Origin of the sequence: Parasedimentitalea marina, assembly GCF_004006175.1 — a bacterium.
In the GTDB taxonomy this organism is placed as follows: Bacteria; Pseudomonadota; Alphaproteobacteria; order Rhodobacterales; family Rhodobacteraceae; genus Parasedimentitalea; species Parasedimentitalea marina.
In genome coordinates this window covers 4,319,311-4,339,620 of the sequence record NZ_CP033219.1, presented here as the reverse complement: position 1 = coordinate 4,339,620, position 20,310 = coordinate 4,319,311, and the positions used below count along the sequence as shown (strand labels likewise).

Annotated in this window: 20 protein-coding genes; 9 read left to right on the top strand and 11 right to left on the bottom strand. The window is 53.9% G+C overall.

From position 1 onward, the window contains the following. Window positions 1-35: 35 nt before the first annotated feature. Together EBB79_RS20885 and EBB79_RS20880 are read right to left on the bottom strand one after the other, a co-directional pair. Window positions 36-452, bottom strand: a complete 417-nt coding sequence (locus tag EBB79_RS20885) for a DUF1801 domain-containing protein (protein WP_127750741.1) — start codon at window positions 450-452, stop codon at window positions 36-38. Beyond that, entirely contained in the window at window positions 449-1,150 is a 702-nt protein-coding gene (locus tag EBB79_RS20880) for a glutathione S-transferase family protein (protein ID WP_127750740.1), read from the bottom strand. Before EBB79_RS20880 ends, EBB79_RS20885 begins: the two co-directional genes overlap by 4 nt. Before the next feature lie 85 nt (window positions 1,151-1,235). Between EBB79_RS20880 and EBB79_RS20875 the strand changes: the two genes are divergently transcribed. Beyond that, window positions 1,236-1,982 carry a helix-turn-helix transcriptional regulator gene (locus EBB79_RS20875; RefSeq protein ID WP_127750739.1) on the top strand — a complete coding sequence of 249 codons (747 nt, stop codon included), beginning with the start codon at window positions 1,236-1,238 and terminating at the stop codon, window positions 1,980-1,982. Window positions 1,983-2,046: 64 nt separating this feature from the next. Next, the gene (locus tag EBB79_RS20870) at window positions 2,047-3,360 is read left to right on the top strand and encodes a lytic murein transglycosylase (protein ID WP_127750738.1); all 1,314 of its coding nucleotides are present in this window, start codon (window positions 2,047-2,049) and stop codon (window positions 3,358-3,360) included. A gap of 131 nt (window positions 3,361-3,491) precedes the next feature. On the opposite strand, the gene EBB79_RS20865 is transcribed toward EBB79_RS20870, so the two are convergent. From EBB79_RS20865 to EBB79_RS20840, 6 genes are all read right to left on the bottom strand, one after another. Then, window positions 3,492-4,667: an ABC transporter permease gene (locus EBB79_RS20865; RefSeq protein WP_127750737.1), complete on the bottom strand. Its 1,176-nt coding sequence runs from the start codon at window positions 4,665-4,667 to the stop codon at window positions 3,492-3,494. 5 nt (window positions 4,668-4,672) lie between these two features. Next, window positions 4,673-5,944: an ABC transporter permease gene (locus EBB79_RS20860; protein ID WP_127750736.1), complete on the bottom strand. Its 1,272-nt coding sequence runs from the start codon at window positions 5,942-5,944 to the stop codon at window positions 4,673-4,675. 124 nt (window positions 5,945-6,068) lie between these two features. After that, window positions 6,069-7,172, bottom strand: coding sequence for an extracellular solute-binding protein (locus EBB79_RS20855; RefSeq protein ID WP_127750735.1), 1,104 nt, complete (start codon window positions 7,170-7,172; stop codon window positions 6,069-6,071). 82 nt (window positions 7,173-7,254) lie between these two features. After that, a complete protein-coding gene (locus tag EBB79_RS20850) occupies window positions 7,255-8,355 on the bottom strand; it encodes an ABC transporter ATP-binding protein (RefSeq protein ID WP_127750734.1) in 1,101 nt (366 codons plus the stop codon). Window positions 8,356-8,658: 303 nt separating this feature from the next. Then, the gene (locus EBB79_RS20845) at window positions 8,659-10,050 is read right to left on the bottom strand and encodes an aspartate aminotransferase family protein (RefSeq protein WP_127750733.1); all 1,392 of its coding nucleotides are present in this window, start codon (window positions 10,048-10,050) and stop codon (window positions 8,659-8,661) included. Window positions 10,051-10,114: 64 nt separating this feature from the next. Then, window positions 10,115-10,810, bottom strand: coding sequence for a GntR family transcriptional regulator (locus EBB79_RS20840; RefSeq protein ID WP_127750732.1), 696 nt, complete (start codon window positions 10,808-10,810; stop codon window positions 10,115-10,117). A gap of 131 nt (window positions 10,811-10,941) precedes the next feature. On the opposite strand from EBB79_RS20840, the gene EBB79_RS20835 reads away from it, so the two are divergent. The 5 genes from EBB79_RS20835 (at window position 10,942) to EBB79_RS20815 (ending at window position 16,276) form a co-directional block, all read left to right on the top strand. Continuing rightward, entirely contained in the window at window positions 10,942-12,027 is a 1,086-nt protein-coding gene (locus EBB79_RS20835) for a polyamine ABC transporter substrate-binding protein (protein ID WP_127750731.1), read from the top strand. Window positions 12,028-12,136: 109 nt separating this feature from the next. Next, window positions 12,137-13,264, top strand: coding sequence for an ABC transporter ATP-binding protein (locus tag EBB79_RS20830; protein ID WP_127750730.1), 1,128 nt, complete (start codon window positions 12,137-12,139; stop codon window positions 13,262-13,264). Continuing rightward, window positions 13,264-14,145: an ABC transporter permease subunit gene (locus tag EBB79_RS20825; RefSeq protein ID WP_127750729.1), complete on the top strand. Its 882-nt coding sequence runs from the start codon at window positions 13,264-13,266 to the stop codon at window positions 14,143-14,145. Before EBB79_RS20830 ends, EBB79_RS20825 begins: the two co-directional genes overlap by 1 nt. Continuing rightward, complete coding sequence (locus EBB79_RS20820; protein ID WP_127750728.1) at window positions 14,142-14,957, top strand: ABC transporter permease; 816 nt, start codon at window positions 14,142-14,144, stop codon at window positions 14,955-14,957. Before EBB79_RS20825 ends, EBB79_RS20820 begins: the two co-directional genes overlap by 4 nt. After that, window positions 14,957-16,276 (top strand): NAD(P)/FAD-dependent oxidoreductase, encoded by a 1,320-nt coding sequence (locus EBB79_RS20815; RefSeq protein ID WP_177627845.1) that lies wholly within the window; start codon window positions 14,957-14,959, stop codon window positions 16,274-16,276. Before EBB79_RS20820 ends, EBB79_RS20815 begins: the two co-directional genes overlap by 1 nt. Here EBB79_RS20815 and EBB79_RS20810 read toward each other — a convergent pair. From EBB79_RS20810 to EBB79_RS20800, 3 genes are all read right to left on the bottom strand, one after another. Then, on the bottom strand, window positions 16,249-17,100 hold the full coding sequence (locus tag EBB79_RS20810) for a phosphotransferase (RefSeq protein WP_127750726.1): 852 nt from the start codon (window positions 17,098-17,100) through the stop codon (window positions 16,249-16,251). The two genes, EBB79_RS20815 and EBB79_RS20810, sit on opposite strands and share 28 nt — an antisense overlap. 87 nt (window positions 17,101-17,187) lie before the next feature. After that, window positions 17,188-17,850, bottom strand: a complete 663-nt coding sequence (locus EBB79_RS20805; RefSeq protein ID WP_127750725.1) for a flagellar hook capping FlgD N-terminal domain-containing protein — start codon at window positions 17,848-17,850, stop codon at window positions 17,188-17,190. A 4-nt stretch (window positions 17,851-17,854) separates the two neighbouring features. Then, the gene (locus tag EBB79_RS20800; protein WP_164860849.1) at window positions 17,855-19,060 is read right to left on the bottom strand and encodes a flagellar hook-length control protein FliK; all 1,206 of its coding nucleotides are present in this window, start codon (window positions 19,058-19,060) and stop codon (window positions 17,855-17,857) included. Between the two features lie 524 nt (window positions 19,061-19,584). On the opposite strand from EBB79_RS20800, the gene EBB79_RS20795 reads away from it, so the two are divergent. Together EBB79_RS20795 and EBB79_RS20790 are read left to right on the top strand one after the other, a co-directional pair. After that, the gene (locus tag EBB79_RS20795; RefSeq protein WP_127750723.1) at window positions 19,585-19,878 is read left to right on the top strand and encodes a rod-binding protein; all 294 of its coding nucleotides are present in this window, start codon (window positions 19,585-19,587) and stop codon (window positions 19,876-19,878) included. Next, window positions 19,871-20,230, top strand: coding sequence for a flagellar biosynthesis protein FlgN (locus tag EBB79_RS20790; RefSeq protein ID WP_127750722.1), 360 nt, complete (start codon window positions 19,871-19,873; stop codon window positions 20,228-20,230). The genes EBB79_RS20795 and EBB79_RS20790 overlap by 8 nt, the downstream gene beginning before the upstream one ends. The last annotated feature ends 80 nt before the right edge of the window (window positions 20,231-20,310 follow it).

Below are 20,310 nucleotides of genomic sequence, written 5' to 3'. Positions count from 1 at the left end.
ACGGGTGTGTGCTTGCACCCACCCCTGCTTGCGCATCAGCTCTCAATTGTCCCGCGGATGTGATAGGTCAACGCCCGTTTAATCAGCCAACCGTGGCGCAGCGGCTCAACCTCTCGAGGATGGTCAAACAGCACTGCCCGGGTGCCCTCGACACGATCCCAAGCCGGGAATGTCGCAAGGTACTCGGGGATCAGTCGGCTTTGACACTGAACGAACAAACCAAACCGGGCTCCCTTTGGCACCCCCAGCCGGACTGTTGACCCGCTTTTGCTGTCAGGCGTCACATAGGCTGGCTGCCCCCAACGCAAGACTTCCTCAACCCGTCCAACTGCGGGTACCTCTGCAGCGGTTTCAAAAATCAACGCGCGCAGCGCCAACAACCCGCGGCGAGCCTCATCGTCCTCTAGGTCAAAAGCCTGTTCAACTTTGGCGCAAGCAAAGGGATACGTCATGGTAAGGGCATGGCCTCTTGGAATACCCGATCAACATAGCCACTCAGCACCGGATCGTCACTGATACGTCGCACCAGGCTGGTTTCCACCATGGTCGAACGCATCGCCTGTAACATGGCCGCGACACTAAAGTCGGCGCTGGTGATCTGATGTCCCATCAAAAAGGAACCGCCCTCCAGCAGGTTCGTAACGGCCTGCAGATCCTGCTCCAACCTCTCGCTCCGTTCAGTCTGATTGAAACGGCCTGTGCCCTGAAACGCCAACCCGGTGCAAACTGACTGTCGGATAGAATGGGTCACTGGGCGACGGATTATCGCCGGGATTTCGCGGAAATAAGTCTCGCGAATACTGGGCCAGACCGTCTCGTTCGCCCAACGATCATACACCACATGAAAATATAAAGTGTCCTCGGCCAATCGGATCAACGCCTGAGCATGGGCCTTTTCCCGAACCGACAAACCCGGGTCAAAATCTGCTCCCTTGGTTTCAAGATAACGGCGAATGTCATTGCTATCCGGCACCAGCCCGGCAGGGGTACGCAACACCGGCAACTTTCGATGCGGCATTTTGCGCGGATCGCTCAAGTCCTCACGCTTAAATGCCTGCTTGGCATAAGTAAGCAATAGGGCTGCCTTTACGCAAAAAGGGCTTAGGCTGAAAACGTCACCGTGGCGGGGATATGTTAGCAAGGTCAACATCGGGCAAGTCCTGTATTTGAAATCTACCCCCTTATTACGCATCACTGGTGACAGTTTCTGTCATCAGGGGTAGGTAAGGTGAGACATGTCCAGAACGCTTCGCCTATTCCAGTTGATGCAAGCCCTACGCCAAGGGCCCGGCCCCAAGACCGCAGCAGGTTTGGGAGAAGAACTTGGCGTGTCCGGTCGCAGCATCCATCGTGACATTGCCACCCTGCGTGAGATGGGGGCGATTATTGACGGCGAAGCCGGGTATGGGTTCACGCTGATCGAAGACAACGCCCTTCCGCCGATGGGCTTTCGCGACACCGAGCTAGAGGCACTGGTGTTGGGCCTGCGCGAGGTGCAGCAGATCGGCGACCCCGACCTGGCCGAAGCGGCCGGTGAAGCGCTGCGCAAATTGCAGGGCAGATTGCCCCCACGCCAATCCCATCGATTGCGCCACGCCGTCCTGACCGCCCACCGTTTTCAACGCCCAGAGGCGCCCCGCATTCGCGTTTCTGATTTACGGGAAGCCACCTGGGATGAATTGGAGGTGTTATTTGAATATTCAGACGCCAAAGGCGCGTGTACAACCCGACAGGTAAAACCATTGAGCTTGGTCTACTTTGACCACTCTACCATCTTGGTCGCATGGTGCCTGCTTCGGCAGGACGTTCGGGTGTTTCGTCTTGATCGTATGTCGAATTTGCAGATCACCAAACAAAGTTTTCGTCCACATCGCGTTGCGCTTTTGCGTGAAGCTCTTGCCAAAATTCGATCCCAGCGGTTGGCACCGCATGATGGAACTGGGTCGCCCAAGGCGGCGGAACCTCGCAAGCCGCCGGATTGATTGCTTTTGCCAGTTTTCCTTACCGAGTACACTGGCTTTGAGCAGAATTTGAGTGAGGTGCGGAATGCGCGTTTTGGTTTTCTCCAGTGTTATGGCCTGTTTGTCGACAACTGCTTCCTTTGCGGCCCCGGTCGCCTCTTTGCGTCCAGAAGGGCGTCCTGACGGTATTGCGTTGAAAGATAAGAATTATCCAGCTGATGCCGTGACAACGATACGGCCTGTTGCACGGCCTGATTTGGCGCCACAATCAGTTGCGCAGAACCCAGGCTTTCAAACCTGGATCAAGGAATTCCGCAAGCGAGCTGTAGCGCAGGACATTTCCAACGCCACACTGAACCGGGCCTTTAATGGTGTGACCTACGATCCAGAGGTCATTCGCCGCGATCAAAACCAGTCGGAGTTCACCACGTCGATCTGGGAGTACCTTGATTCCGCCGTGTCGGACAAACGGATTGAGAACGGCAAGGAGGCTTTGCGACTCCATCACCAACAGCTTCAACAGATTGAAGCAACTTATGGTGTCGATAAAGAGGTGGTGCTGGCGGTCTGGGGTATGGAGAGTTCCTATGGAACCTTCCGAGGGAACATGGACGTCATACGCTCACTTTCAACCCTGGCATTTGATGGTCGGAGGGGGAAATTTTTTGAGAGTCAGTTGATTGCCGCTCTCCAGATCTTGCAATCTGGCGATGTGCCACCGCGTGAAATGACCGGAAGCTGGGCTGGGGCAATGGGGCATACTCAATTTATCCCGACATCCTATCTGGCTTATGCAGTGGATTACACAGGTGACGGAAAACGTGACATTTGGTCGGACAATCCCAGCGACGCATTGGCCTCAACTGCGGCTTACCTGGAACGATTTGGCTGGGTAAAGGGACAGCCTTGGGGTGTCGAGGTGCAGCTGCCACGCGGGTTCAACTATGGCCTCGCCAATCGCAGGACAAAGAAAAACCCGGCGCAGTGGTCGGCTTTGGGGATCACGGGGATCGATGGTCGCGCTGTGCCAGACTATGGAGCTGGTTCCATTTTGCTGCCCGCCGGGAGTAATGGGGCCGCCTTTATGGTGTTCAAAAATTTTCGGGTGATTGAACGCTATAATGCTGCCGACGCTTATGTGATTGCTGTGGGCCACTTGAGTGATCGGATCAGAGGCGGAGACCCGATCCGACATCCCTGGCCTCGCGATGATCGGGATCTGAGTTTTAAAGAGCGTCAGGAGATGCAACAGCGGCTGACACGAAAGGGGTTTGATACCCAGGGCGTGGATGGAAAAATCGGACCAAACACAAGTGCGGCCGTTCGCGCCTATCAGGTTGCCAACAGTTTGGTTCCAGATGGGCATGCTTCGCTTAGTTTATTGAAGCATTTGCGTTGACTAAGGAGGGGGCCAGCCCCCTCTTGGCCTTTGGCCAATTCTCCCCCGGGATATTTTTGGCCAGATGAAGGATCCTAAACGAAAAGGCCCCAGCGTTTGCCAGGGCCTTTTTTTGTCTCAGTGTTACGGACTTAGCCCGGTGACATTCCGCGCAAGCGCTCTGAGCGTCGCCGTAGCATTTCAAGTGTGGCCAGCAGCAGGACGGAAATTCCAACCAGGATTGTCGCCACCGCCAAAATTGTCGGCGAAATCTGCTCACGCAGGCCAATAAACATCTGCCATGGCAAGGTCTTCTGGCCTGCTGAGCCAACAAACAACACCACAACCACTTCGTCGAAGGAGGTGATAAAGGCGAACAGCCCGCCAGAAACCACGCCCGGCAGGATCAACGGCATCTGAACCCGGAAGAACGTTGTGACGGGGTCTGCACCCATATTGGCGGCAGCACGGGTCAAGGAGCGGTCAAAGCCCACGAGTGTCGCGGTCACCGTAATGATCACAAAGGGAATGCCCAACACGGCATGAGCCAGAACAACGCCCATATAAGTCCCCTGCAGCCCGATGCGGCTGTAGAAGAAGTACATGCCTGCTGCCGAAATGATGAGCGGTACGATCATTGGGGAAATCAGGATTGCCATGATGGCACGGCGGAACGGCACATGTGGTTGGCTAAGACCAATCGCAGCCAGGGTACCAAAGCTAACCGATAGGACTGTGGCCATCGGCGCGATCCTGATTGAATTCCACAGGGCGTTCTGCCAGTCCTGATTGCCCAAGAAATCCTGATAGTGTTTCAGCGAATAGCCTGCCGGGTCAAATCGCAGCATTTCCGGAGTGAATGTAAAGAAATCCTGAGCGTTGAAACTCAGCGGCATCACCACCAGGATCGGAGTGATCAGGAACGTAAAGATCACACCGCAAATTACCCGGAACGTATAATGCCACAGGACTTGCCCAGGGGTCAGGTATGGCGCCAGATGTGCCCGATACCGCGACGTGGCGAGCCAGAAAATAAACCAGCCGGAGAACCAACCGAACAACACGCCAAGCACCGCTGCAGGCAGACCGCCAAGGACATATCCGACCACAGCAAAGGCCGCGATCAGCGCCCAACGGAACGGTTTTTCCTTGTCCAGCATCGACGAAAGAGCAAAACCCAAAGCAGCCATGATAGCCGCCCCGACCAATATGCCCAGTAAACCGGAACCTTGAGAGGTGCCGACGAAGAGGCCGAAGAAAGCACCGGAGCTTGCGGCGACTGCCGCAACAAATCCGGGCGTTTGATTTTCTACAGGTGTTAATGCCATCTGTTTTATCCCAGCTTCACGTTGTCGATGCCGACAATTTTGTCATAGGCCCAGTACAGGATCAGAACCACTGCCAACAGAATGGCACCCAGCGCAGCGGCTAGCCCCCAATTCAGAGAAGACGAGATGTGGAAAGCGATCCGGTTAGAGATGAACACGCCCTTGGTACCGCCAACCAGTTCCGGAGTGATATAGTAACCAATCGACAGGATGAACACGAGGATAGACCCCGCACCGATTCCCGGTATGGATTGCGGAAAGTAAACCCGCCAGAATGCGGTCCAGTTGGTTGCGCCCAGTGATTTAGCAGCGCGCAGATACGTCGGTTGAATGGTCTGCATCACCGAGTACATCGGAAGGATCATGAAAGGCAGCAGGATGTGGGTCATCGCCACGATCGTACCAAACTGATTGTTGATCATCACCAGTCGATCAGTGTCCGAAACCAGACCAAGCCAGACCAGGGTTTCGTTGATCACACCCTGTTGTTGCAACATCACTTTCCACGCCGAGGTACGAACCAAAAGCGAGGTCCAGAACGGCAATAGAACAAGAATCATCAGCAGGTTAGAAGTACGCGCCGGCAGGTTGGCCAAGATCCAGGCCACTGGGTAGGCCAGTACAATGCAGCTGATGGTAATGACCATCGACATAAACATGGTTCGTTTGAACAGAGTGATATAAATTTGCTGATTTTCAGGGCGGGCTTCAGCGCCGTTTGTGCCCTTTTGCATATCAATGGAGTTCAGGAAATATCCATTTGTGTATTTCGGGCTATAGGTCTTGATCGTGCGCCAGGTGGCAATTTCGCCCCATCCATCGTTTAGGTCGATGAACTTAGCCTGAAAAGGCCCATCCTGAGCGAGATCCCATTTTTTGATCTTGCGGCCTGATTTACGGAACAGTGACGAAATACCCGTCAGCTCATAGTTCAGGCGCGTGCCCAGACGCGTGTGTGTCTTGGATTCGACGGCAACTTTGAGATCCTCGGCCAGTGCAGCAAAAACTGCTTCATCCGGAATTTCTCCACTGTCGGGATCCCAGTCCCGCAGGGCCACGACCGTCTTCGGTAGCGTGTCCTTAACAATGTTGTTCTCAACCGAGCGGAACAGCATGTCGCCAATGGGCATGATGAAAGTTAGCAGCACGAACAGCAAAAGCGGAGCTACAAGCATCAGCGCCCGGATTTTTTGCCTCCGTAAGGCGCGTGCCAGACTACGTTTTAGCGGCGTGCCATCTGCCGCCAGCACTGGGCCAGTGTCGGTTGTATCGCTCATGAGGGTCCCCGTAGTCGTCGCTCGCTAGCCGAGCGTTCGCCAGTCGTCCGGATCGGACAGCAGCACAATTTTGCGCCATAAACCAAGGGGCAGAGACCCGCCCCTTGGTATAACTAGTCAGCTATTATTTAGCCAACCACGCTTGGAATTTACCGTCGATGTCATCGCGGTAGTCAGCCCAGAACTCGTAGTTATACAGGAACGTGTTCTTGGCGTTGTTGGGGTCGGTAGGCATGTGTGGGGCCATGTCGATACCCAGATCGGCGTGTTTGCCAACCAGTGGAGCCGAAGATGCACGGGCCGGACCGTAAGAGATCCACTTGGCCTGGTCTGCCAGACGCTGGGTGTCGGTCGCGAACATGATATAGTCCAGCGCACGGGCCTGACGCTCTGGGCTCAGACCGGCTGGGATAATCCAACCATCAAGGTCATACACCTGGGCGTCCCACAGCATTGCAACGGGCTGGTTCTGTTCTACGATAACCGAGAACAAACGGCCGTTGTAGGTCGAACCCATTACAACTTCGCCGTCAGCCAGCAACTGAGGCGTATCAGCACCGGCTGACCACCAAATCACGTCGTCTTTGATCGTGTCGAGCTTAGCCAGAGCTTGTTCCTGACCTTCGTCGGTCTCCAGAACGTCATAGACGTCTTCTTTGGCAACACCGTCACACAGCAATGCCCATTCCATGTTGTTGATTGGGCGTTTTTCCAGCGACCGTTTGCCAGGATAGGCTTCGGTGTCGAAGATGGCGCAAATAGATGTTGGTGGTGTGTCACCTACCAAATCAGTGCGATAGCCAAAGGTGGTCGAATAAACGATCTGTGGAATGAAACACTCAGAAACCAGCAGGTCGCCAAAGTCTTCCGAAGCCGGCGTTCCGTCTGGAGCTGCAGCCAGTTGGGTGTCCGGATCGATCTCCATAGCCAGACCTTCGTCGCACAGGCGCATTGCATCTGCAGCAACAACGTCAACTACATCCCAAGTTACGTTGCCAGCTTCGTTCATCGCACGCAGTTTGGCGACGGCTTCTGCCGAGCTTTCGTCGTTGATGATCTTTACGCCGGTATTGGCGCTATAGGGGTCATGATAGGCGTTCTTTTGCGACTTAGAATATGCGCCACCCCAGGAAACGATGGTCATTTCGTCGGCCATGTCCTGGGCCATTACCATCGGTGCGCACAGCGCAGTCGAGGCCACCAGAGCAGACAGTTTGGTGAGTTTCATTTGGACTCTCTCCTTGTTAAATCTTCTTGGAATATTCAATTCCCCCGATCATTGTCCGCCGGGGGTAAAGGTCACGACCGGATCAGGCGTCCAGTGCGTGGCAATCTTCTGCCAACCAGCCGATTTCAATCTGTTGGCCTGGTTTCAGGCGTACTTGGTCTGGCGCATTACGCGTTTTGACAAAGAAGTCCTCGGTGCCAGCTACCCGCAAACGGGTACGGAAGATGTCGCCCATATAGATGAACTCCATGACTTCTGCTTTTAGCGTATGGGCACCTTCGGGCATCCGGTCTTTATTGTATTCAACCCGTTCAGGACGGATAGAGACACGGGTGCGTTCGCCGGCCTTGGACACATTGACGGGCTTGGCATCGATCAAATCACCATTGTCCAACTGGACCAGCGCTGTTTCGCCTTTGATCTCTTTGATGACACCTTCCAGTGTATTGTTCTCACCGATGAACTGCGCAACAAAGCTGTTCTGCGGCGCTTCGTACAGCCTATCCGGCGGATCCAGCTGTTGGATGCGGCCATCATCGAACACAGCCACACGGTCGGACATGGTCAAGGCTTCGGTCTGGTCGTGGGTCACATAAACAACGGTGATGCCCAAACGGTGCGCAAGGTGGGTGATTTCGAACTGCATCTTTTCGCGCAGTTGCTTGTCCAGCGCGCCCAGCGGTTCATCCATCAGCACCAATTCGGGTTCAAACACCAGCGCACGCGCCAAGGCAATCCGCTGTTGCTGACCACCAGACAGTTGCGCTGGACGGCGACCACCAAAGGCCCCCATCTCCACCATGTCCAGCGCCCGCATCACTTTTGCTTCGCGATCGGATTTGCCCATCTTGCGCACTTCCAACGGAAAGCTGAGGTTTTCAGCAATCGTCATATGTGGAAACAGCGCGTAATTCTGGAACACCATGCCGATGCCGCGTTTGTGCGGCGGGATATTGTTGATGGACGTACCGCCCAAACGAATATCGCCGTGGGTTGCGGTTTCAAAACCAGCAAGCATCATCAAACAAGTGGTTTTCCCGGATCCTGAGGGCCCGAGCATGGTTAGGAACTCGCCCTTTGGCATGGATAGGTTAAGGTCTTTGACAACGAGATTTTCGCCGTCATAACTTTTTTGAACACGTTCGAATTCTACGAACGCGTCAAGGTTTGACACATCAGCCAAAACAAGCTCCCTGGTTATTCGGTCCGGCAGATTGGCTCTGCACTTGTAACCTTTTCATGTAAACATACCTACGCAATAGTATGCAACCGTTTGATCAGAATATTATCCTAGGCGCTTTCAAACACCTTACCGGACGTTTTACGACACTAGGCATATGAAATGCGTCAGCTTTGGTACGCTATTTCAGAATTACATTTCAGATGCACCAAATCTATAAAAACGGCCCCCACTCGAAAATCGAGACAGGGGCCGGGTTTATCAGGGTTCAAAAATCCACCCCAACGGTCATTTATTGGTCAGGTTTCAACCGTCAGTCAGCAGATTTCGCTTTTGCAATTCGGCATAGCATTCATCCAAAGCCAAGCGCGCGCGGGCGATCAGAACATCAATTTCGTCCGTGGTGATGACCAGCGGAGGAGAGATAATCATCCGATCACCAACATGGCGCATCACCAGATTGTTGGCAAAGCAACGTTCACGGCAGACAAAACCAGCGGTGCCTGCCTCAGCAAATGGTGCCCGGCTGTTTTTGTTGGGCACCAACGCGATTGATCCCATCATGCCAACAATCCTGGCCTCTCCCACCAATGGATGATCTGCCAGTGCTTCCCACTTTTCTTTGAGATAAGGCCCTGCCACATCACGCACATGCGGAATGACACCCTCTTCTTCCAGGATACGCAAGTTTTCCAGTGCAACCGCCGCGGCAACTGGATGTCCTGAATATGTATACCCATGATTAAATTCGCCACTGCCGATAACCGCTGCAACTTCATCACTGACAACAGAGCCACCGATCGGCGCATAGCCCGAGCTAAGCCCCTTGGCGATGGTCATGATGTCCGGACGGATGCCCATAGTCTGGCAGCCAAACCATTCGCCGGTGCGACCAAAGCCACAGATCACTTCGTCCGCGATTAGTAGAATTTCGTATTTATCGCAGATACGCTGAATTTCCGGCCAGTAACTGGCAGGCGGCACAATGACCCCACCAGCACCCTGCACAGGTTCGGCGATAAAGGCAGCAACCCGGTCTTCGCCCAGCTCCAGAATCGCCTTTTCCAGTTCTTGCGCACGTTGCAGGCCAAAGGTTTCGGGGTCCATATCACCACCTTCAGCCCACCAATGCGGCTGGTCGATGTGGTGAATGTCGGGAATTGGCAACCCGCCCTGCTCATGCATTGCGCTCATCCCGCCCAGGGATCCACTGCCCACCGACGAACCGTGATAGGCGTTATGGCGGCTGATGATCACCGACTTGGTCGGTTTACCCTTTTGCGCCCAGTAATGGCGTACCATGCGAATATTGGTGTCGTTCGCTTCGGACCCCGACCCCGCAAAGAACACGTGATTCAAATCACCCGGTGCCAGTTCAGCGATCTTTTTGGCCAGCGCGATGGCCGGTACATGCGTGGTCATGAAAAAAGTGTTGTAATAGGGCAGTTCGCGCATTTGGCGCGCGGCTACATCTGCCAGCTCATCACGGCCATAGCCAATGTTGACGCACCAAAGACCCGCCATGGCATCCATGATTTCGTTGCCTTCGCTGTCGGTCAGATGGACACCGCGAGCACGCGTGATAATACGGGCCCCTTTTTCAGCCAACTCATCGTTGGCCGTAAAAGGGTGCATGTGATGCGCCGCGTCCAGAGCCTGCAACTCGGCGGTGGGCATATGATTGGTAATCGCACTCATGGGGAATCTCCTGATCCAGAGGGTTGCCCTAAGAATATGATCAAATTCTCTGGTGTCAATCGAATCAGCTAACGGCGACCAATCCTTGGCTGACCTGCTCCATTCCCTGCATTACATCCCGCTCCATTGCCAATGCTGCCAATTCCGGATCGGTTTTTTGCAGTGCGTCCAGAATGTCCTTGTGACGGTCGGGAAAGCTTTGGGTACCAAAACGACCACAGACCACCCGCAGGGACGGACCAAACCGCAACCACAACCGGTCCGCAAGATCCGTCAATATAGGCGCATATGCATGTTGGTATAGAGTGGTGTGAAAGGCGTAGTTCTGGGCAAGATAGTCAGCCACATCACCGGCTGAAATCGCCCGATCCAAGGCGTCATCAATGCGCGCAAGTTCTCCGATATGGTCAGTCGTCACACGCAGAGTTGCCCGCCGCGCCAACTCACATTCTATTGTTTTTCTTGCATAAATCAGCTCATCTAGATCTTTTGAACCCAGCATTGGAACAGAGACCCGGCGGTTTCCTTGAAAAACCAGTGCCCCATCCGAGATCAGCCGACGGATCGCCTCACGTACTGGTGTCATGCCCACACCCAATGACTCGGTCAGACCCTGAATTGTCACAGCCTGCCCGGGGGCCAATTCACCAAACAATATTTGCTCTCGCATCGTTTGATAGACGGTCTCATGCGCTGGGGCCTTGGTGCTGGCATCTGGCACCGGATGGTTGGTATTTTTAGTGGTTATCACGTCACCCATTCCTCCTGTTTTTGGGACACCTATCGTGGCGCTGCCCACGATGGAAACATAAACACTATTGCCCAAAGACGCAAAACTTGATCAAATCATTTCAAGCCGGACCCGAAACCGGCTCGCACAGGGAGAGACTCATGACACTCAAAACAATGACACTCACCGCCATACTTGCGCTGAGCAGTACCGCTGCAATGGCCGAAGAAGTCCGCGTCTACAACTGGTCAGACTACATCGACGAAGAGCTTCTGGCCAAGTTTGAAGAAGAAACCGGCATTAAACTGATCTACGACGTCTTCGACAGTAACGAAGTTCTGGAAACCAAAATGTTGGCCGGCGGATCAGGCTACGATGTTGTGGTGCCTTCAGGAACGTTCCTACAGCGACAGATCGTAGCTGGTGCATTTCAGCCGCTGGACAAATCCAAACTGTCCAACACCGGTAACATGTGGGACGTGATTGAAAAGCGCACAGCCCAATACGACCCGGATAACGCCCATTCGATTAACTACATGTGGGGCACCACTGGCATTGGTATCAACACTGCCAAAGTTGCAGAAGCTCTAGGAGACGACGCTCCGGTCGGATCTCTGGCACTGGTATTCGATCCTGCAAACATGGAAAAACTGGCAGAATGTGGCGTGCATTTTCTGGATGCTCCGGCTGAAATCATTCCGGCCGCTCTGGCCTACATCGGCGAAAACCCTGACAGTCAGGACCCGGATGTCATTGCCAAGGTCGAGCCCGTTTTGTCGGCAATTCGTCCCTATGTGCAAAAGTTCCACAGCTCGGAATACATCAACGCATTGGCCAACGGCGACATTTGCGTAGCGATCGGCTGGTCAGGCGATATTTTGCAGGCCCGTGACCGCGCTGACGAGGCCGAAAATGGTGTCGAAATTGCCTATAACGCCCCCAGCGAAGGCGCACTGATGTGGTTTGACCAAATGGCCATTCCGGTTGACGCTCCAAACCCCGAAGCAGCCCACAAGTTCTTGAATTTCATCATGGACGCGAACAACATGGCCGCCGCATCGAACTATGTCTATTACGCCAATGGCAACAAGGCGAGCCAGCCAATGTTGGAAGAGGACGTGATCGGAGATCCAGCCATCTACCCGGACGAGGCGACACTGCAGAACCTCTACACCACCAGCCCTTACTCGATAAAGGTCCAGCGCAAAGTCACTCGCCTGTGGACCAAAATCAAATCTGGTATTTGATTTAGATAACAAGATTGGGTGGGGCGGTCTGCGCCCTACCACACTAAGCGACCAACGAAATGCGCGCTGAAATCGCACAGAACCCTGTGCGTGTTTAAGGGGACCTGGCTTGACAACTGTTGAATTCGAACCCTGGGACGATCCGCAAGAAAAACCGCTGATCCACTTCCAGAACGTCACCAAACGGTTTGGCGCTTTCACCGCCATCGATAATCTGACCATCGACATTTACGAGCGTGAATTCTACGCGCTATTGGGTCCGTCTGGCTGCGGCAAGACCACACTGATGCGTATGCTGGCAGGGTTCGAAACGCCAACTGAAGGCACCATTCTGCTGGCAGATCAGGATATCGTCTCAGTACCGCCGAACAAGCGGGCCACTAATATGATGTTCCAGTCCTATGCGCTGTTCCCGCATCTCTCGATCTGGGAAAACATCGCCTTTGGTTTGAAACGTGAAGGCATGCCCAAGCCCGATATCAACAACCGGGTCGAAGAAATGCTGCGCCTGACACGGCTAGAGAAATTCAGCAATCGCAAGCCTCACCAGATCTCGGGTGGACAACGCCAGCGGGTCGCACTTGCGCGCTCCTTGGCTAAAGCCCCGAAATTGTTGTTGCTCGACGAACCCCTGGGCGCGCTGGACAAGAAGCTGCGCCAGGAAACCCAGTTCGAACTGATGGATATCCAGGAAAAAACGGGCACCACATTTGTAATCGTGACCCACGACCAGGAAGAGGCCATGACAGTGGCTAGCCGGGTGGCGGTAATGGACCATGGCAAGATCATTCAGGTGGCGACGCCAGACCGGATATATGAAACGCCTAATTCCGTCTATGTTGCTGATTTCATTGGTGATGTGAACATCATCCAAGGCACCACAACAGCCAATGGCGAAGACAGTTACGCCATCGCCTGGGCTGATGGACGGGCGCCACTTACAGCCAATTCAAACCAGCCATTCTCGGATGGGCAAGAATGTCATCTGGCGATTCGCCCGGAAAAAGTTGCGATTTCAACCGAGAGGCCCGAAAACGCAGCCAATGCTGTGCAGGGCAAGATCCTGGACATTGCCTATCTCGGCAACATCTCGACGTATCACGTCGAGCTGCCATCCGGTGTGGTGGTTAAGGCACAAGCCGCGAACACCCGACGCATTTCACGACGCAGCTACACCTGGGAAGACACTGTCTGGCTGTCCTGGACCGCCACGGCTGGCGTGTTGTTGGCCAACTGATGCGCCGTTTTTTCCTGATCGCCACTCCATATGCCTGGCTGCTGCTGCTGTTTCTGGTGCCTTTCGCCATCGTAGTGAAAATATCACTGTCAGACACCGCGCTGGCAATTCCGCCCTATACGCCCAAATTCAGCTGGGTTGACGGGATTTGGGCCTATCTCAGCCAATTGGATTTTGAGAATTTCATCTTTCTGACTGAAGATGATCTGTACTGGAAGGCCTATCTAAGTTCTTTCAAGATCGCCACGATATCCACGGCTCTGACTTTGATGGTCGGTTATCCAATCGCTTATGCAATGGCCCGCGCCCCATCGGAATGGCGACCAACTTTGATGATGTTGGTCATCTTGCCCTTCTGGACCTCGTTCCTGATCCGAGTCTACGCTTGGATGGGCATTCTGAGCAACGAGGGCTATTTGAACCAACTGTTGCTATGGTCCGGCATTATCGACACGCCGTTGACCATCCTCAACACCAATACCGCTGTCTACATCGGCATTGTCTACACCTATCTGCCCTTCATGATCCTACCCATCTATTCGGCGCTAGAGCGGTTAGATGATTCGCTGATCGAGGCCGCCGAGGACTTGGGCTGTTCACGCCTGACTGGTTTCTGGCTGGTGACAATTCCGTTGTCCAAAACAGGCATCATTGCGGGCTGTTTCCTGGTCTTCATCCCGGCACTTGGCGAATTTGTCATTCCATCCCTTCTGGGGGGCTCGAACTCGCTGATGATCGGCAAAGTCCTGTGGGAGGAGTTTTTCTCAAACCGCGACTGGCCTGTGGCCAGCGCCGTGGCGGTCATTCTGCTGCTCTTGCTGGTGATCCCAATCGTACTGTTCCAGCGCAATCAGCAAAAACAACAGGAGGCAGAGCAATGAACAGAACCAGCTGGTTCAATGTGGTGTCCCTGACATTGGGATTTGCCTTTCTCTATATCCCGATGATCATCCTGATCGTTTTCAGCTTTAACGAAAGCAAACTGGTCACTGTCTGGGCGGGGTTCTCGACCAAGTGGTATGGCGAGCTGATGCAGAACGAGGCCTTTCTGAATGCCGCCTGGGTGACCATCAAAGTCGCGGTATTCTCGTCCTCAATTGCCACCGTACTTGGAACGATGGCCGCCTATGTCATGGTACGCGGAGGCCGTTTCCGGGGGCGCACTCTGTTTTCTGGTATGATCTATGCCCCACTGGTGATGCCCGAAGTGATCACAGGCCTGTCGCTGTTGCTGTTATTCATTGGCATCGGGTTGGACCGCGGCGTGCTGACCATTGTACTGGCTCATACCACTTTTTCGATGTGCTATGTCTCGGTTGTGGTCTCATCGCGGCTGGTTACCTTTGATCGTTCGCTGGAAGAGGCCGCGCTGGATTTGGGTTGCTCCCCCGCACAGGCATTCCGGCTGGTGACCCTGCCGATCATTGCCCCGGCGGTGATTTCCGGTTGGTTATTGGCCTTTACCCTGTCGCTGGATGATCTGGTGATCGCATCCTTTACCACTGGGCCGTCTGCAACCACCCTGCCAATCAAAATCTTCTCGGCGGTCAGACTTGGCGTCAGCCCCGAAATCAACGCGTTGTCGACGATCATGATTGCCATCGTCACCTTCGGAGTGATCACAACATCCCTAGTGAGCAAACATCAGATGGTCCGTCAGAAACGGGAAGAGCAGGAAGCGGTGCGCAACTGATGCGGCGTATCTACTCGGAATATGCCTATGGACCGGGCCCGCGTGACAAATGCTGGTGGGACGAAACAATATCCGAACCGGCCTGGCCGATCCTGAACGGGTCCGTTGAGGCGGAAGTGGCGATAATCGGTGGTGGTTTCACGGGCATATCTGCCGCCCTGCATCTGGCGCAGAGCGGCGTGAAAGTCGCCGTTTTAGAGGCCGAATCCCCCGGTTGGGGTGCCTCGGGCCGCAATGGTGGCTTCTGTTGTTTAGGTGGATCAAAACTAAGCAGCGTAGCAATGCGACGACGGTTCGGAGACCTTGCGACTGATACTTATCAGGCCGGGGAAATTGCCGCCGTTACCCTAGTGCGAGATTTGCTCGATAGGTTTGAGATTGATGCAGACACCCATTCGCGCGGAGAGACGCAACTGGCACACTCGCCACGCGCAATGCAACGCCTGCGCGCCGAAGCTGCAGACCTGGCCAGAACCGGCAATGAGGTAGACCTGTTAGAGGCTGATCAATTGGCCGAACAGGGTCTGAACGGAGCCTTTCACGGCGCATTGACCACGCCGGTCGGCTTTGGCTTGAATCCGCGTAAGTATCTGTTTGGCTTATCGCAATCAGCGCAGGTAGCGGGGGCCCAACTTTTTCAGCGCAGCGGGGCGACACGTATAACGCAGCGCGATGGCAAACATGTGATTGCGACCCTTAACGGGACGTTGCGGGCCAGTCAGGTGATCATCGCAACCAATGGGTATTCATCTGAAGATCTGCCGACCTGGTTGGCTGGTCGTTATATGCCGACCCAATCCACAGCCATGGTAACCCGACCTCTCAGCGAAGATGAGTTGCAAAAACAAGGCTGGTTCAGCGATCAAATGGCCTATGACAGCAGAAATCTGCTGCATTATTTTCGTCTGATGCCCGACCGTCGTTTCTTGTTTGGCATGCGCGGAGGGCTTTTGTCCTCGGCCCGATCGGAAAAAGCGATTCGCAGCAAGCTTCGGCATGATTTCGACCAGATGTTTCCCGCATGGAACGGGGTCGAAACAACGCATTGCTGGTCCGGTATGGTAAGCTTATCACGCAATTTGGTGCCCTTTGTCGGACCGATACCCGATGTGAAAGGCATGTTCGCAGGCCTGTGTTACCACGGTAACGGAGTTGCCATGGGGACCTATGCCGGGCGTTTGCTAAGCGATCTGGTACTGGGTCAGACATCCGACTTGCCATTTTCCACAGCTATCACGTCAATGCCACGATTTCCGCTTGGCCGCTTCAGGCGCTTACTGATGCCACCAGCCTATGCCGCGCTTGGGTTGATGGACTGAAAAGCCTCCAATTCCAATGTCATCGCTTCGTGATCGCGGCGGCTACTCTGTTCTGACCTCCATAAGCAATAGGCAGCCATTCTCCAATGAAACCAGGGTTTCAACGCCAAATACCGTTCCACCACAGCCCGGTCCGGATAAGCCGCCAGAAAGGCGTTTTCCTCATCCTGGGACAGCGGCGTTCCCCGGTACAGAAACTGCATTGCAGGAGACAGGAAAAGGGCCAGATCTTCGGCCGGATCTCCCATTTGTGGGCATTGCCAGTCAATCAACGTTAAAATCCCAGCGTGTTCTACCAAATTACCGGGAACCGGATCGCCGTGAATCAATACCGGCCTAGCCAATGCCGCAACCTGCCCCAAAGGGGCCAAGTCCCGCAGCAGATTTGAATGATGACATTTTTTCAGTATCGCCAGTGTCTGATCAGTAAGATCTGCGCTGCCATTACATCCCGCTGGCAAGCCAGAAAAACCGGTCTGGTCGTGTAATCGGCCCAATAGCTGCGCCACATGTGCTGTGCCTTGCTGCCAGACAGAGCCCTCGATATGAGTGTAAGCTAGCCAATTTCGGCCGTTGAATATGCCTGCATCCAGAAATTTGGGAGCCATTCCTGTTCCGGCTAATGCTTTCAGGCTATCCCGCTCTCGCAGAGCATCGTTGGCAAACAGCGGATTTTCATCCTGACCCTGATATACTTTGATAACGATAGAGCCCGCACGCCAGACGTGGTTTGTTCGCCCCCCGGCCAATCGTTCGGGATATTCAACAGCCAATCCCCGCAACGCGATATGTGCAAACAGACTGGCCTCAAATTCAAAAGTCATTGGCCACAGGCTAGTCTCCGTTAAACAGCCCCTCGGCAACCGAGGGGCAAACATTCACGGAGTTCGCCGAATTCTTTCCTATGTGTCTTAGTCACGTAGCGCGGTCACCGATGACGCCAAAATTGCCGACCCACCTTCAAGAATCAAGACCACATCAGTGCCCTGCATCTGAGTTTCGGTCACATTGGAATAAACTTCTGCCATTTCTGACATCAGCACTTCGCCATTTTCGATACTTTCGACGACAAAAGTATAGTTTCCGCTGGGCAAAGCCGCGCCGTCATCATCAAGACCATTCCATTCATACGCATCTGCGGAAACCGGCAGAGTTATACGCTGTACCTCATTCCCATCAGAATCACTAACCACCAGCTCAACTGTGTCCGACGCGGCAGCTGGATTTGGAGATACAACAACCGGAGTCGATCCATCAAAGTAGCCCGGCGTGGCTGCCCGCGCCTCCATTCCAACCCAACCCGACATAGCTGCCATATTCGCCAGGCCCATTTGCTGTGCCATCGACGCCAGAAGGGCGTTATTTTCAGTTTGCTTTTCCACCATCGAGAATTGGGCCAGTTGCGATGCATACTCTGATGAATCCATCGGCTCTAGCGGATCTTGGTACTTCGCTTGTGCCGTCAGCATTCGAAGGAAGGTTTCGTAATCTGACGTTTCAGCTGCAACTGACGTTGAAGTTGAAGTACCTGTCGTGGAAACCCCTGACGTGGCTGAACTTACTGTTGCGACCATCGTATTAAATCCTCATGTCCAGCCCGGATTCTCCCAGGCGAAGGTTCTGTTGTGCGGCTTCTTGTACGTTATCGGCAATTGGGCTGCCGTCACTTGCCCCGGATGATCCACTGTCTAGTGAATCTCTCTGTTCGCTTCCGTCGCCAGGCATCCCCTCGCCGCCAAATTCAAAGGAAATGTCTTCGAAACCCATACGGCGGAATTCTTCGGACAGCTCATCAATGTGGCGGCGCATCAGATCGCCTGTTTCAGGTCGTTCCGTCGTGATCGTTACAACCACCGAAGATTCCGTTGTGCTGACACGCATTTTCACCCGTCCCAGCTCTTCCGGGCTGAGCGCGACATCGATGTTGCGTTCACCTTTGGCTGCCAGCGCCTCGGCCAGTTGTACGGCAACCAAACGCGGAGTTTCAGGACGGTGCGTTGTGCCAGGGCTCATTACGGCCTCGGTCAGCAATTGCGATAACCCTGCTGGCTCGAATACCGTTGAGTCCAATGCAAGGTTGACGCCAAGGGGGTCAGTCAATGCTTCGGCATTGACGACAGCAACCTGGCCGATGGCTGCGGATTGCAAGACTTGTTGAACCTGGACTGTCGCATTGGAGACTGGGCCGGTTGCTTTACGAATCGGTTGGATATTGGTCTTGACTTCCACCTCCTCGGATGCGGCTTCACGAACCGGGGCGGCCTGTTCTTCCGGCAGGGGTTTCATCACACTCTGCAACCCATCCGGCAAATTCTGGCCTGCGGCCTGATGAGTTGCTACACCCGCAATGCCCTGAGTATTCGCTGCAATACCCGGCTGCGAGACTTTTGCTCGTCGCGGTGTATTGGTTGTTGTAGTCTGCTGTGCGGCCTGAACCTCAGGCGTGGTCTGTCCGGCCTTAACAGCGGCTCCAATGGTTTCAGCCTTTTGTCCCGCATCGGTCCCAATGGCAGTTGGAGGGGTTTCTTGAGGAGAAGAACCCGGAGTTTTCTCCACCATCGGTCCTGGCTGACCCGCCACAGTAGCCTGCATTGGTTGACGCTCTGCCACCGTGCCAGGCTGCGGTCCTGTCATGCGCAATTCAGCAATACTGCGATGAACCGGCGGTCTAACGACCTTGTTCGCAACGGATTTATCCGCCAGACCTGCCTGTGGGACGGCAAGACCGGACTTCTCCTGCGCCGTTGTCACATTTCCGTTCACATTGGCCGCGGAACTCGTCACTACATCGGAGTCACCCTGCGCCCCTTGGGAAAATCCGACTGCATTCTTTGGGGAATTCTCGGCAGGCAAAACTTCAACACTGGTTGAGACCAGTACTACCGGCTCGTCATCCTCACTCGCTGCGAACTCCTGATCTATTGCCGAGACATCGGACTTTGGTGGGTCCGCTACATCGACAGATACAGATGAAAGCGCCTCATCATCTGTAACTATAGTATCAGACTGAGCGACTTCTCTGACTGCACTTTGAGACCTGTCAGAATTTTGCTGCGTTTCAGAGGCAGAATAGTAGCTTTGAAAAGTCGCGCCATTGTTGGTCGCTTCGTTTGAAGCGGCCTTTGGTTTGCTCGGACTTTTGCTCGCGTCAAAGGCCGATTCTGAAATAATATTTTTTATCATTGTGTTCCGGACATTCTATCTCGACGCATCCTTAGTACACGCAATCAGTTACGGTAATTTTAACCGGTTATGGCGCAGACTGATAAAAATCGAAGCAATTCGAAATTATTCATCTGGAGAATCCAATGACCGACCTGACGCCATCAATACCACTCTCTATATCCACCTCGCATCAGGCATCGACTGCTCAACAAGACCCGCTTCGCCAGGCTGCTACTCAACTTGAGGCAACGTTTCTTGCGGAAATGTTGAAATCTGCCGGAATGGGCGAAAGCCGTGAAACGTTTGGCGGCGGCTCAGGTGAAGATCAATTTTCCACATTTTTAATCCGCGCACAGGCGGAACAGATGGCCCAGGCGGGCGGAATTGGCCTTGCCGAATCATTATACCACTCTTTGAAGGAGGCTCAAAATGACTAATCTAAATCCACAGGCCCTAATCGACGACCTTGATTCGATCCTAGATCAAGAACGCCAGGCCCTTGTCAAAGGCGACCTGACTATACTGGGCGGCCTGATGACGAAGAAGGAAACTCTCATCAACGACCTGAACGCCATTACAGATTTGGAACGCGAGATGCTGACCCAGGTTCATAATAAGGTATCACGCAATCAAGTGCTGCTGGACAGCGCCATGCAAGGCATCCGCGCTGTATCTGCACGTATGGCCGAGCTGCGCCGTGTTCGCAAAGGTCTGGACGTTTATGACCAATCTGGGCGCAAGACACGTTTCAGCACACGTGGAAGCATCAGTCTTGAGAAACGCGCCTGACTTTCAAAAATTTGGAGAAAATTCTAGCAATCCAAATTTTGAAATTAGCAATCCTTTAGCACCTAGCAGGCCAATGTCTC